The 13,849-nt window shown below is 71.6% G+C and carries 12 protein-coding genes; 7 read left to right on the top strand and 5 right to left on the bottom strand.

Annotated elements, in window-relative coordinates:
- Positions 1-70: 70 nt before the first annotated feature.
- Positions 71-1,705, bottom strand: a complete 1,635-nt coding sequence (locus E1211_RS11895; RefSeq protein ID WP_132348408.1) for a fucose isomerase — start codon at positions 1,703-1,705, stop codon at positions 71-73.
- Entirely contained in the window at positions 1,702-3,240 is a 1,539-nt protein-coding gene (locus E1211_RS11890) for an FGGY-family carbohydrate kinase (RefSeq protein WP_132348406.1), read from the bottom strand. Before E1211_RS11890 ends, E1211_RS11895 begins: the two co-directional genes overlap by 4 nt.
- Positions 3,241-3,572: 332 nt before the next feature.
- Here E1211_RS11890 and E1211_RS11885 point away from each other — a divergent pair, with 332 nt between their 5' ends.
- Complete coding sequence (locus E1211_RS11885) at positions 3,573-5,126, top strand: alkaline phosphatase (protein WP_132348404.1); 1,554 nt, start codon at positions 3,573-3,575, stop codon at positions 5,124-5,126.
- 70 nt (positions 5,127-5,196) lie between these two features.
- The gene (locus tag E1211_RS11880; protein ID WP_132348402.1) at positions 5,197-5,532 is read left to right on the top strand and encodes a DUF1905 domain-containing protein; all 336 of its coding nucleotides are present in this window, start codon (positions 5,197-5,199) and stop codon (positions 5,530-5,532) included.
- 97 nt (positions 5,533-5,629) lie between these two features.
- Here E1211_RS11880 and E1211_RS11875 read toward each other — a convergent pair whose 3' ends face one another.
- Complete coding sequence (locus tag E1211_RS11875) at positions 5,630-7,126, bottom strand: phosphoesterase (RefSeq protein ID WP_132348400.1); 1,497 nt, start codon at positions 7,124-7,126, stop codon at positions 5,630-5,632.
- 165 nt (positions 7,127-7,291) lie between these two features.
- Positions 7,292-7,618 (bottom strand): hypothetical protein, encoded by a 327-nt coding sequence (locus E1211_RS11870; protein ID WP_132348398.1) that lies wholly within the window; start codon positions 7,616-7,618, stop codon positions 7,292-7,294.
- 206 nt (positions 7,619-7,824) lie between these two features.
- Here E1211_RS11870 and E1211_RS11865 point away from each other — a divergent pair, with 206 nt between their 5' ends.
- Together E1211_RS11865 and E1211_RS11860 are read left to right on the top strand one after the other, a co-directional pair.
- Positions 7,825-8,778, top strand: a complete 954-nt coding sequence (locus E1211_RS11865) for an RNA polymerase sigma factor (protein WP_132348396.1) — start codon at positions 7,825-7,827, stop codon at positions 8,776-8,778.
- A 114-nt stretch (positions 8,779-8,892) separates the two neighbouring features.
- Entirely contained in the window at positions 8,893-9,771 is an 879-nt protein-coding gene (locus E1211_RS11860; RefSeq protein WP_132348394.1) for an alpha/beta fold hydrolase, read from the top strand.
- 102 nt (positions 9,772-9,873) lie between these two features.
- Here the strand turns inward: E1211_RS11860 and E1211_RS11855 are convergent, their stop codons facing one another.
- A complete protein-coding gene (locus E1211_RS11855) occupies positions 9,874-10,440 on the bottom strand; it encodes a cysteine hydrolase family protein (protein ID WP_132348392.1) in 567 nt (188 codons plus the stop codon).
- Between the two features lie 175 nt (positions 10,441-10,615).
- Here E1211_RS11855 and E1211_RS11850 point away from each other — a divergent pair, with 175 nt between their 5' ends.
- The 3 genes from E1211_RS11850 to E1211_RS11840 all read left to right on the top strand — a co-directional run bounded on the left by E1211_RS11850 (position 10,616) and on the right by E1211_RS11840 (position 13,836).
- On the top strand, positions 10,616-12,877 hold the full coding sequence (locus E1211_RS11850; protein ID WP_132348390.1) for a catalase: 2,262 nt from the start codon (positions 10,616-10,618) through the stop codon (positions 12,875-12,877).
- Between the two features lie 93 nt (positions 12,878-12,970).
- The gene (locus E1211_RS11845) at positions 12,971-13,420 is read left to right on the top strand and encodes a helix-turn-helix transcriptional regulator (RefSeq protein ID WP_132348388.1); all 450 of its coding nucleotides are present in this window, start codon (positions 12,971-12,973) and stop codon (positions 13,418-13,420) included.
- 5 nt (positions 13,421-13,425) lie between these two features.
- Positions 13,426-13,836, top strand: coding sequence for a VOC family protein (locus tag E1211_RS11840; protein ID WP_132348386.1), 411 nt, complete (start codon positions 13,426-13,428; stop codon positions 13,834-13,836).
- Positions 13,837-13,849 lie beyond the last annotated feature (13 nt).

The raw sequence follows: 13,849 nt of genomic DNA, 5'->3' as shown, positions 1-13,849 counted from the left end.
CCTGCCCCCAGTGCATCAGGCCCCCCGCCCCGTCATCGGCCGGCCACCGCTGCCGGCGGTGGCCCAGGCGCTACAGGTCGACCTCGCCACAGAGGTGCACGTGGAGGCCGAGTTCGGCGAACATGGCGGCCTTCACCCGCAGCGCCCGGTCGGCGGTCTCCCCGTCCGGCGCGTACGCGACATTGGCGTGGTTGGCCTTGTGGCGGGCCATCAACTGGTCACGGCCCACCCCGTGCAGTACGGCGTGCATGATCGGCCACTGCGGGTTGGTGGACTCCAGGCGGCGCCGGGTCTCCTCCTCGGGCAACTCGACGACGGTCCCCCGGCCCAGGTCGACATGGAGCGCGCCGTCCATGATGAACACCCGCGACCAGACGATCTCACCCGGCTTCGAGACGCCGCTCAGCGTGCCGCCGCCGAGGGGGAAGAACATCGGCGGCTGCCGCATGCTGTACGACTTGTCGTACCCGCCGTTGTGCGAGGCCGGCACCGAGCCGGAGATCTCGAACACCCAGACGAAGTCGTCGCCGTACCGCTCGCCCCAGCGGATGTCGTGCAGGGTCGTCGCCGGGTCGAGACCCATGGCCGTCCAGATCCGGTTGGTGACCAGGGAGTCCACGGCCACGCCCTCGTCGACCTCGTTGAAGTGCGGCAGCGGCGCCCCCGCGTAGAGCTCCCGGCTGCCGTCGCGGCTGAGCACCGGCGGGCGCTGCACGTTGTTCAGCAGCCCCTCGGCGAGGTCGCTGGCCGGAACGGTGTCCTTCAGGCCCTGCTGGTACTGGATGCCGACCGCGTCCAGGCCGAAGTCGTCGGCGATGCGCAGGGCCGCGATGTACATCTTGAACTGGCTCGTCAGCTGGGCGTCGGTGAGTTCGGTGGCCTCGTCGCTGCCGGTGTGGAAGGTCATCCCGGCCTCGTCCAGCCAGCGGCGGACCGCGTGGGCCTCCTCGTCGGGGACCCGCGCCATCTCCGCGACCAGCGCGCTCTGCGACAGCCGCTCCTTGTAGATGCCGAGCGGGTTGATCAGCTCGTCGTCGAAGATCGCGTTGTACATCCCCATGCAGCCCTCGTCGAAGACGCCGATGATCGCCTTCTCCCGGGCCAGCTGGGTCGCCAGGGCCCGGCCGAGTTCCACCTCCGCGTCGTCGGGCAGGGCGGGCAGATCCCGTACGTGGCTGGTGTCGTGGCGGAGCTCGCCGGTCTCCAGCCAGGTACGCAGCCCCTCGACCGCCCACTCGTCGGTGAAGTCCTCGCTCCACAACGCCGAGTGCTTCACGCCCGCCTTGGTGAGGCTCGCCGTCAGGTTGAGCAGACCCACCAGCCCGGGGAACTCACCACTCCAGTTGGCCACGACGAGGATCGGACCGCGGTGACTGCGCAGGCCGGCGAGCACGTGGTGGCTGTACTGCCAGACCGCCTCGACCACGATCAGCGGCGCGTCCACGGGAAGCCGCTTGAAGACCTCGATGCCGGCGCGCTGGCTGTCGATGAAGCCGTGCCCCTTCTCCCGGTCGAACGCATGGCCGCGCTCCACCTTCCAGCCGAGCGCGTTGACGGCCGCCGCGAGGTCGGTCTCCAGCTGCTGCTGGGTGGGCCAGCAGGTGATGTTCGCGCTGGGCCGGAGATCGCCGCTGGCCACTGTGTAGACGGTGCCGGGCGCCGCCGACGGCGGATCGGCCAACAGGGGCAGCTGGTAACTGGTCATGGGGCGACTCCTTCGGTGCCTCGGTTGTCGCTGGCCTCCGGCGGAGCGGCGGCCAGGAGACGGACCTGACGTGCAGCGAGCGCGTGCGCTACCCGCTTGGAACTCGTGTACAGCTCGCGGTAGAGCCCGTAGAGCTCGTCGTAGTCGGCGGCGAGCTCGCGCCGGGGCGTCCGGATCTCCTTGACGGGGTTCCAGGTCTCGATCGCGACGTCCCACCTCGTCCGGGCGGCGAGGAAGGCCGCGCCGTAGCTCGCGCCGATCGTCTGCGACGGGATCACCTGGTCGCGCCCGGTGACGTCCGAGACGATCTGGGTCCAGAGGCCACCCTGGGTGCCGCCGCCGACCGCGACGACGCGCCGGATGTCGCCGCCGCTGGCCTCGATCGTCTCGATGTTGTGCCGCACCCCGAGACCTGTCGCCTCGAGCGCCGCCCGGTACAGGTCACCGCGGGTGTGCGAGACGGTGAGGCCGGCGAGGACGCCGCGCGCGTCCGGATCCAGGATGGGGGTGCGCTCGCCGGCGAAGTAGGGCAGCATGAGCAGCCCTCGCGCGCCCGGCCCGGAGCTCTCGGCGAGCCGGAGCAGCTCGGGGTAGTCGGGCGAGCCGAACAGCTCGCGCAGCCATGACGTGATCGCGCCGGAGGTGGCCAGGCCGCCGGCGAGGTTACGGGTGCCGGGCAGCGCCCCCACGGTTCCCCAGAGCGACGGGTTCGTGAGGGGGGCCGCGACCGTGTGGACCAGGAACATCGTGGTGCCGTACATCAGCATCAGGTCGCCGACGCCCTGAGCGCCGACGCTGATCGCCTCCGACCAGGCGTCGATGGTGCCGGTGACGACCGGGACGCCCGCCGGCAGGCTTGTCTCCGCAGCGGCGTGCTCCGTCACGACCCCGGCCACCTCGCCGGGCCAGCCCAGTGGTGGCAGGGTCAGGTCGGGAGCGATCTCCGCGGCCCAGGGCGCGTACCACTGCTCGTTCTCGGTGTCGTAGAGCGGCGTGCACTGGCTCGCCGAGTGCTGGTCGAGCACGTACCGGCCGGTGAGCCGCATGACGAGCCACGAGCTGGGCATGAAGAGACGCCGGGCCCGCCGGAAGAGCTCGGGCTCGTTCTCGGCCACCCAGGCGACCTTCGCCCCCGCCGCCTGACTGGAGAGCGCGGAGCCGCAGCGACGCAGGATCTCCTCCGCGCCGAGCCGGTCGTTGAGGCGGGCGATCTGGGTGGTCGACCGGGTGTCGACGCCGTACAGGATGGCCGGACGCAGCGGGACGTCGGCGGCGTCGGTGAGCAGCACGCACGGGCCCATGCCGCTCACCCCGACGGCCACGACCCGCGCGTCGCCGGGGGCGAGCAGCTCACGGCTGAGCGAGACGAACTCCTGCCACCAGATGTCGGCGTCCATCTCCACCCAACCGGGTCGGGGACGGCTCACCTCGTGCGACCGGCTGGCCGAGCGGACGACCCGACCCTCGGCGTCCACGAGGACGCCCTTGCTGCTCGAGGTGCCGATATCGACGCCCAGGACCGTCGCGACCTTCATGGCGCCACTGTTCCAGCAATCGATTTCCGAATCAAGAGCGAACTCCGAAGGTCCCTCCCCCGCAACCGACCGCCGGCGCGCCGTGCGGACGGCGTTGGGGCTGGTGAAGCGCGCCGAGCCCAAGGCATCGATCGCCGGCGACGGCCGGGAAATCGTTAACTCGACTCGGGCGGACCGGGGCGGCCGGTGGCTCGCGTCCCGAGTGGTCGGGCCCGCGAGCCCGATGTGCGCCGAGACGTACGCCGACCGTCCCCGCGCCGCCATCTGGCAGCAATCTTCAGCAAAAGAATCGGTTCCGACAGTTCTCTCCACAGTCCTGAAGGGACCGTCACATGCCCAATCTCCATCGGCGCGCCTTCCTCGGGTTGACCGGCGCCGCCGGAGCAGGGGTGGCCGCCGCCATCGCCGGCTTCTCAGCGGCGCCCGCGTGGGCCGACCCCTCGTTCGCCGACAACCCGTTCACGCTCGGCGTCGCCTCCGGCGACCCGCTGCCCGACGGGGTCGTCCTCTGGACCCGGCTCGCGCCGGACCCGCTCGCCGTCGACGGCCTCGGCGGCATGCCGCGACGGGTCGTCCCGGTCACCTGGCAGGTCGCCGAGGACGAGCGCTTCCGCCGGGTGGTCCGCGCCGGGGTGGAGCGGGCCACGCCGGAGCTCGGCCACTCGGTGCACGTCGAGGTCGGCCGGCTGCGCCCGGACCGGGAGTACTACTACCGGTTCCGGGTGGGCAACCAGCTCAGCCCGGTGGGACGGACCCGCACGGCGCCCGCGTACGGCGCGGACCGGCGGCGGCTCTCCTTCGGCTTCGTGTCGTGCCAGAACCTGCCGGCCGGGTACTTCACGGCCTATCGGCACCTGGCCGAGGAGGACCTCGACCTGGTGCTGCACCTCGGCGACTACATCTACGAGGGGCCGGCCGCCGGCACCATCGGCCGCGCGCACCTGCCCGCCGCCGAGATCTTCTCGCTGACCGACTACCGCATCCGCCACGCCCAGTACAAGACCGACGCGGACCTGCAGCTCGCGCACGCCCGGTTCCCCTGGGCGGTCACCTGGGACGACCACGAGGTGGAGAACAACTACGCCGACGGGACCTCGGAGGATGCCGCGCAGTCGCCGGAGGACTTCCTCCGCCGCCGCGCCGCCGCCTACCAGGCGTACTACGAGCACATGCCGCTGCGCCGGATCAGCATCCCGCACGGCCGGGACATGCGGCTCTACCGCCGGCTCAGGTACGGCAACCTCGCCGAGTTCAACATCCTGGACGGGCGGCAGTACCGCTCCGACCAGGTGCCGACCGGCTCGGACGACCCGTCGCGGACGATGCTCGGCAACGCGCAGGAGAAGTGGCTGCTCGACGGCCTCTCCGCCTCGCGGGCCCGCTGGAACGTGCTCGGCAACCAGACCGTCATCGCCGAGGCCGACCGGGACCCGGGCCCCGGCAAGACGCTCTCCGACGACAACTGGAGCGGCTACCCGGCGGCCCGGCAGCGCCTCTTCGACGGTGTGGTGGAGCGCGGCGTGCGCAACATGGTCGTCGTCACCGGCGACGCCCACTGCAGCATGGTCGCGGATCTCAAGCAGAACTTCGACGACCAGTCGTCCCGGACCGTCGGGGTCGAGTTCCTCGGCACCTCGATCACTTCCGGCGGCGACGGCGCCGACATGGACGGCCGCGGCACCGAGTGGCTCGCCAGCAACCCGCACATGCGGTTCTACAACGCCAAGCGCGGCTACGTCCGGTGCCAACTGGACCACCGCCAGTGGCGTACCGACTACCGGGTCGTGCCGTTCGTGACCGAGCAGGGCGCGCCGGTCTCCACCCGCGCCAGCTTCGTCGTGGAGAGCGGCCGCCCCGGCGTCCAGGTGGACACCGCCGAGGCGTGAGCCGGAGCGTCCGGGTCGCCGTCCGTCCGGCGACCCGGACGCTCCCGCCGCGCGAGCCTAGGCTGAGGCGATGGAGCTCGAGTTCAGTGGCGAGATGTGGTTCTGGCGGGGACCCGCCCCCTGGCACTTCGTCACCGTTCCGGTGGCCGAGTGCCGCGAGTTGGCCGAGGCGGCCTCGGCGGTGAGCTACGGCTGGGGCATGATCCCGGTCACCGCCCGGATCGGCGAGACCACCTGGGCCACCTCCCTCTTCCCGAAGGACGGGCGATACCTCGTCCCGGTGCGCGCCTCGGTACGCAGGGCCGAGGGGCTCGAGGTGGGCGAGCCGGTGAGCGTACGGCTCACGGTCGCGGCGGCCGACCCGACGCCGGGTGCCGGCGATCGCCGGACCGCGCCCGGCCTCTGACCCTCGGCCACCGATCGCTCAGGGTGGCAGCACAGCGGCCCGCCGACCCCGCGCGCCGGGAATCACCCGGGCGCACGAGGCCGACGAGACCCGTGCGTCAGCGGACGCGGACGAAGACCGGGTTCGAGTAGAACCACAGGTCGTCCCACGGGCTCTCGAGCCCGTCGGCGAGCGGCTCCATCTCGTCGGTGCTGGTCCCCCGCACCCGGGCGTACATGTCCTGCTCGACGTCGCGCAGGGTGTGCCGGATGACGTACTCGGCACCCTGCCGGCGCCAGTCGCGGGGCCCGAACCGGGCGACGACCTTGGTCGTCGGGTTGGTGTCCGCGTTCACGTCCGCGCTCGGGCCGGTGATCCTGCCGACGATGAGGTCGACCCGCCGGACCTGCGGACGGTCGCCGTTGGCGTTCACGCCGTCCAGCGGCCGGAACCGGATCTCGATCTCGACGTCGCGCCTGTTCCGGCGGCTCACCGTGATGGTCTCGCCCATCTCCGCCTGGTGGCCCTGGCAGCGGGCGGTGACGTCGAGGCTGCGGATCAGGTCACCGGTACCGACCCAGATCCGGCCGTTGCGCAGGCCGTCCATGATGTCGGCGTAGTCCTGCCGGGCCAGCACGTGCGTCTTGCTGTACTCGCCCGGCCAGAAGTCGGAGCCACCGCGCGTCCAGTGCACGTGCGAGTCGGAGGTGGCGGTGATCCACCAGCGGCGCCCCTCGCCGAGCAGCGAGTCCCAGAGACCGCCGACGCGGGCGGTCATCTGGTCGAAGCCGCCGTGGGTCGGGTAGTTGCCGTAGCCACCCCGAGCGCCACCCCTGAGCGGACCCGCCTGGTGTCCGGGCGCGCCCTCGAAGCCGATGTAGACGTCCGGCGCGACGTTGTTGCCGTTACGGAACTCGCGCGGGGTGTCCTGGCCGTACACGCCGAGTCCGGGCGCGGACCGGGACGCATGGTGTGCGATCACGATCGGCTTGAGCGGCATGCCCCGGGCGACCTTGAGGAACTCGATCATCTTGGCCTCGGTGTCGCGGCCCGGGTCGCTGGGGAAGGCGTCGAACTTGGCGAACCGGCTCTCCAGCTCGAAGAGCTGCTTCGCCTCGTCCTCGTGACGGGGGATCATCAGCGTGTGGTGGTCGAGCGACGGGGCATCGAACTCCATGCCCCAGAACTGGAGCACCTCGGGCACCAGCTTCCGGGAGAGCAGCAGGTCGGGGTAGGCCTGCTCCAGGTTCACCTTCGAGTGGGTGGGGCCACCGTGGTCGGTGCACATCGCCCAGGTGAGGCCGAAGTTCTTGGCCATGATGGCGTTGGTCACGATCGGGTAGACCGCGTCGGCGCCCTTGTGGAAGGTGGGCGGATTCGTCGAGGTGTCGAACTCGCCGCTGTACTCGGAGTGGACGTGGTGGTCACCGGCTCGCCAAACCCGGTTGCGGGAGTCGCCCGGCTTCTTGCCGCGCTCCTCCTCCTCGTCGGCGAAGGCCGCGGTGGAGCCCACCACCGGGCTGGCGGCGGCCAGCGTCGCGCCGATGCCGGCGTACTTGACCAGCTTCCGCCGTGAGAGCCGGGACTCCGCCTGCTCCAGATCCTTGTCCGTCAAAGCGAGCGCTCCTCAGTCCAGGAGTTTCCTGTGTCGACAGGCAGCCTCGACAAGCGTTCTGAATCATGGTTGTACGGCGATGACAGATCCGGTGAACAGATTCGCGTCGATCCGCCCGCGAGGACGCCGACGGGCAGGCACGCCCGCCCGTCGACGTCGACGGGGTCAGAAGGCGCGGTAGCTCAGGTACCTGCCCGCCTCGTAGGTCCGCAGCGTGCCGGTGCTCGTCGCGTAGCCGGTGCAGTCGGCGGCGCGGTAGAGGACGACGTCACTGAAGCCGCTCCAGCCGACGTGGCTCGCCGCGGCCGCCGGCAGCGGGGTGCACTCACCTGTCGGCGCGTCGACGTGCGCAACCTCGGCGCCGAAGTTGGCGGTGTAGAAGGTGAGGCCGGACGGGGCAGCCGAGGCGGGCGACGCCGCGACACCGAGCCCGACGACCATCATCGCGGACGCCGCCAGACCCGCCCCGATCCTTGCTCCGTTTCGTCGCATAACAACCCTCCAGTGCATCGATGGGTGACTCTGGGATCTTCACTCAAGTTGTTTGCGGGAGCAAGTATTCGGCCTCCACATTCGGCCGAGAGGAAGAACACACTCCTGTCGCGGACGGCGGGGTGAAGCCGAACCGGCCGGGCATACTCCACAGGTTCGCGAACGCGACCGACGACGGAGCGAACGGAAGCGGGGTGGAGACCTCGATGAACGGCGCCGAAGACGACACCACGCTGGTCCGGCTCGCGCAGGCGGGCGACGCCGCGGCGCTCGGTCTGCTGCTCTCCCGGCACGAGGCGCAGATGCGGGCCGTGGCCGTCAGCCTGCTCGGCTACGGCCCGGACGCGGAGGACGCGGTGCAGGACGCCGTGATGATCGCCCTCAGCCGCATCGGTGAGGTCCGCGATCCGGCGGCGGTCGGCGCCTGGCTGCGGGCGATCGTCCGCAACAACTGCCGGATGGTGCTGCGCGCGGCACGTCCGCTGCCGGTGGCCGAACCGGAGTGGTTCGCCCTGCCCGGCGGCTCGCCCGCGCCCGAGGAGGCGCTGGACCGCGGCGCGCTGCGCGACTGGGTCTGGCACGCCATCGACGGGCTCTCCGAGCCCGACCGGCTGGTCATCCTGCTCCGGTACTTCAGCGACGCCTCCTCGTACGAGCAGATCGCGAAGCTGTGCGGCGTGCCCGTCGGCACGATCCGCAGCCGGCTCAGCCACGCCCGCCGCAAGCTCGCCGACGGGCTGCGCGCGTCGGCCGACGCGGCCCACGCCGACGCGTCGGCCGCGTCCGACGCCCGGTGGCGCGAGGGTCGCGACATGCTGGGCGCGGCGATGCGCGGCGAATGGGAACGCGTGGTGCGCGACAGTTGGTGGCCCGACGCCGAGATGCTCGTGCCCGAGGTCGGCCTGCGGGGCGACCGGGACTTCGCCGTCCACGGCATGACGACGGATCTGGAGCACGGGGTACGTCAGCGCATGCGCAACGTCGTGGCCAGCCACGACCTGCTGATCTGGGAGACCGACCTGATCAGCCCGCCGGACGACCCGGAGCACTGCCCGCCGGGGGCGCTCTGGCTCCATGTGCTCGACGGGGGCCGGGTACGCCGGATGACCCTGTTCCACCCGGTTCCGCCACGGCAGGACCAGCGCCCCGCGGCCGCCTGAAAAAGATCCTCCCGCCGAGCGAACTTTCCCGCCCGCCCACGCATCTGGTCTCCGGCACCAGTACGAACGCCCGCCTCGGCGCCACCGCCGAGCGGGCCACGGATCGGGAGAGTCATGAATTCCACCATTTCCGCCACGCTCACCCAGGGGCGGCACGAGTTCACCGTCGACGGGGTCCGGCAGGTCTACCACGTCGCGGGCACCGGCCCCGTCTGCGTCGCGCACTCCGGCGGCCCCGGCATCGAATGGGCGTACCTGCGCGCACCGGGCCTGGAGGAGCACTTCACGATGGTGTACCTCGAACCGGTCGGCACCGGCGCCTCGGGGCGCCTGTCGAACCGGAACGACTACCGGCTCGACACCTACGTCCGGTTCCTGGCCGCCGTCGTCGAGCACCTCGGCGTACCGCGGGTGCACCTGCTGGGGCACTCGCACGGCGGTTTCGTGGTCCAGCGGTACGCCCTGGAGCACCCCGGCCGGGTCGCCGGTCTCGCGTTGTACGACACCTCCCCGGTGACCGGCGCCGAGTTCTGGGGGGTAGCGATGGAGGGGCTTACCGCCTACCCGCAGCGGTACCCGGACAACCCGGAGGCCGCCGCGGTGCCGGCCGCGTTCCAGCAGGCCGTCACCGCCACCGACGACGAGACGCTGACCAACGGCCTGCAAAAGGCCATTCCGGTCTACTTCGCGGACTTCTGGGATCGCCGGGAGGAGTTCGCCCCGCTCGCCGCCGCCGTCCGGGCCTGGGCCGAACCGGCCTCGGCGCAGGACCCGGTGCCGTTCGACGTACGGGACCGGCTCGGCGAGATCACCACGCCGACCGTGGTCATCGTCGGCTCGCACGACTTCATCTGCGGCCCGCGCTGGGCGCAACTGCTGCACGAGGGCATCAAGGGTTCGCACCTGGCCGTCCTGGAGCAGAGCGGCCACTTCGCGCACGTCGAGCAGCCGGAGGAGTTCACCCGGGCGGTCACCCAGCTGCTGCGGCACTGAACCCCGGAGCGCGTCGCCCCCGGCAGCAGCGGGGGGCGACGCGCTCCGCCAGCAACCTCGTCGTGCCCCGTCGGCCGCGGTCGACGGGGCACGCCCGGCCGCTCAGCCCACGGGGGTCGGCGCGAAGACGACCTCCGCGGTGTCTACGGTGCCGCCGCTGCGGCCGGGGGCGCTCTGGAACTTCCAGTAGAGGTTCGTGTGCGCGATCACCTGGGCCGGCGGCGGAGCCCCGTAGGCGCTGAGATCCTCCGTGGTGTGCGCGTCGCCGACCAGGGTCACGTCGTAGCCGCGGACGAAGGCCCCGTGCAGGGTCGACCGGATGCACGCGTCGGTCGCGGCGCCCGTCACCACCAGCCGCCCCACGCCCCGCTCGGCGAGCAGCGCTTCCAGGTCGGTGGCCTCGAACGAGTCGCCGTAGTTCTTGTGGACCAGCGGCTCGCCGTCACGCTGGACCAACTCGGGTACGTAGGCCCAGCTCTCGCTGCCGCGCACCAGCTCGTCGTCGGAGTGCTGCACCCAGATCACCGGCACGTCCTGGGCGCGGGCCCGGTCGACCAGGACGTTGATGTTAGCGATCACCGCGTCGCGCTCGTGCGCGTTGGCCACCACCCCGTTCTGGACGTCGATGACGAGCAGCGCGGTGTGCGGCCGGTTGGGCAGGGTCGTCATGGCAGCTCCTGGTTCCTCGCGGATCCGGAGTCGGATCCGGTGGGGGGACGGTGCCGCTCACCGTACGACCGACCACCGACAGTACCGATCGCCGATCTGGCCCGTTTTGCCCGGTCACGGTGGGGGTAGGGCGTATCGGGCCCGCACCCGACAGCGCCATGGAGGAACCGTCCAGATGGATTCCAGCAAGCCTGCCAAGGCGATCAGGAACGCCGTCGAGTCCGCCGCGGAGAAGGTGGCCGACGTCCTGACGCCCGATGTTCCCGGTGCGCCCGGCAGTGCCGCACCGAGCGTGGACGAACCGACGACACCGCACGAGCCGTTGCCCCCGAAGAAGGAACAGGGCGCCCCGCAGACCCGGACGCCCACCGGCGCGGAGACCGGCGCGCCGTCGACCGCCTACGGCCAGCAGGGCGCCCACCTGACCACCGCACAGGGGGCCCGGCTGCGCGACACCGACCACTCCCTGAAGGCCGGTCCACGCGGCCCGGTCCTGCTCCAGGACCACCACCTCCGCGAGAAGATCACGCACTTCGACCACGAACGCATCCCCGAGCGGGTGGTGCACGCGCGCGGCACCGGCGCGCACGGCGTCTTCACCGGCTACGGCACCGCGGAGGGGGTCACGAAGGCGGGCTTCCTCGCCAAGGGCCGCGAGACCCCGGTCTTCGTCCGCTTCTCCACCGTGCTCGGCTCGCGGGGCTCGGCCGACACGGTCCGCGACACGCGCGGTTTCGCCACAAAGTTCTACACCGACGAGGGCACCTTCGACCTCGTCGCCAACAACATCCCGGTCTTCTTCATCCAGGACGCGATCAAGTTCCCCGACATCATCCACGCCGGCAAGCCGCACCCCGACCGGGAGATCCCGCAGGCCCAGAGCGCCCATGACACCTTCTGGGACTTCGTCTCGCTGCACACCGAGGCGCAGCACCACACGATGTGGAACATGTCCGACCGGGGCATCCCCCGCTCGTACCGGATGATGGAGGGCTTCGGCGTACACACCTTCCGGCTGGTCAACGCCGCGGGGGAGACGGCGCTGGCCAAGTTCCACTGGAAGCCGAAGCTCGGCGTGCACTCCCTCACCTGGGAGGAGGCGCAGCTGCTGGGCGGCGTCGACCCGGACTTCCACCGCCGGGACCTCTACGACGCCATCGAGGCGGGCGCGTTCCCCGAGTGGGAGCTCGGCATCCAGGTCTTCCCCGACACGCCCGAGGAGACCTTCGCCGGGATCGACCTGCTCGACCCCACGAAGCTCGTGCCGGAGGAGTTCGCCCCGGTGCAGCCGATCGGGCGCCTCGTCCTCAACCGGACGCCGACGAACTTCTTCGCCGAGGTCGAGCAGGTCGCGTTCCATCCGGGGCACCTGCCACCCGGCGTCGACGTCACCAACGACCCGCTGTTGCAGGGCCGGCTCTTCTCCTACCTCGACACGCAGCTCACCCGGCTGGGCGGGCCGAACTTCCCGCAGATCCCGGTGAACCGCCCGCACGCCCCGGTCAACGACATGTTGCGGGACGGCTTCCACCAGCACGCCGTGCACGCCGGGGTGGCACCGTACCGGCCGAACTCGCTCGACGGCGGGAACCCGTTCCCGGCCGGCGACGACGCGGGCGCGTTCGTCGACGTGCCGGTCACCGTGGCGGAGGCCCCGAAGGTACGCGCGAACCCGGCCTCGTTCGACGACCACTTCAGCCAGGCCCGCCTGTTCTGGCTGAGCATGTCGCCGGTGGAGAAGGAGCACATCGTCCGCGCGTACACGTTCGAACTCGGCAAGTGCTACCACCAGGCGATCCGGGAACGGCAGCTGCGGTGTCTGGCCAACATCGATCCGGAGCTCTGCGCGCAGGTCGCCACCGGGTTGGGGTTGCCCACGCCGGAGCCGACCGTGCCGCTCGCCGACGTGGCGCCGAGTCCCGCCCTGTCGCAGGTGGGTCGGGAGTGGCCCGCGGACGGCCGCACGGTGGGGATCGTCGTCGACCCGGACGCCGACCCCGACGGGGTGCGCGAGGTACGCCGGGCGGTCCTCGGCGCGGGCATGGTGCCGCTGCTCGTCGCCCCGCACGGCGGGGTGGTCGGCAATCTCCCGGTGCAGCGGACCTTCGCCACCGCCCGGTCGGTCGAGTTCGACGCGCTGCTGCTGGCCGGCGCCCCGGCACCGGCGGCGGACGCCCTGCCCGCGCGGGACGCCAAGGCCGGGGCGGCGGACTCGGCGACCGTGGATCCGCGGGTGCTGCTGCTGGTCGAGGAGGCGTGGCGGCACGCCAAGGCGCTCGGTGGGTGGGCCGGCGGCGTGACCGTGCTGGAGCGGGCGGGCGTGGCGGGCACGCCCGGCGTGGTGACCGCCGGGTCGGGCGCCGAGGCGTTCGCCGCGGTGCGGCAGCTGATGACCGCGCACCGGGTGTGGGAGAGGTTCCCCGCAGCGGTCCGGTGATCCACAGGCGAGGGGTCGTTTCCGCCGGGCCGGGCGGGAACGACCCCTCGTCGTGGGCAGCCCGAGGGCCGGAAGCCGCGTACGATTTCCCAGGTGAGCAGCGATCCCGCCTTCGCGCAGCACCTGCGCGACCTCGCCCGGCTGCGGCGCGTCCGTGACCGGATCGATCGGGAGTACGCGCAGCCGTTGAACGTGGAGGCGCTGGCCCGCGGCGTGAACATGTCCGCCGGGCACCTCAGTCGCCAGTTCCGCCTCGCGTACGGCGAGTCGCCGTACGCGTATCTGATGACCCGGCGGATCGAGCGCGCCATGGCGCTGCTGCGTCGTGGCGACCTCAGCGTCACCGAGGTCTGTTTCGCGGTCGGCTGCTCGTCGCTGGGCACCTTCAGCACCCGCTTCACCGAGTTGGTCGGGGTCCCGCCGAGCACCTACCGGGCCCAGTCGGCGCCGGTGACGCCGGAGATGCCGTCGTGCATGTCGAAGCAGGTGACCAGACCGATCAGGATTCGAGAAGCCCAGGTCGGCGGGGCGCAACTAGCCTGACCGCCATGGACATCACCATTCACTACGCCTTCCTCCCGCAGACCGACCCGGACGCCGCCCTGGCCTTCTACCGCGACACCCTCGGCTTCGAGGTCCGCAACGACGTCGGGTACGGCGGGATGCGCTGGATCACCGTCGGTCCGGTCAAGCAGCCGGGCACCTCGATCGTCCTGCACCCGCCGGCCGCGGACCCGGGCATCACCGACGACGAGCGGCGCACCGTCCTGGAGTTGATCGCCAAGGGCAGCTACGGTGCCGTCACGCTCGCCAGCGACGACCTCGACGAGGTCTTCGAACGGCTGGTGGCCGCTGGCGCCGAGGTCGTCCAGGAGCCGACCGAGCAGCCGTACGGGGTGCGCGACTGCGCCTTCCGCGACCCCACCGGCAACCTGATCAGGATCAACGAACTGCGCTGAACCGAGGGAGACA

Source organism: Micromonospora sp. 15K316, from assembly GCF_004348525.1.
Lineage (GTDB): Bacteria > Actinomycetota > Actinomycetes > Mycobacteriales > Micromonosporaceae > Micromonospora.
This window is presented reverse-complemented; position numbering and strand designations above follow the sequence as displayed.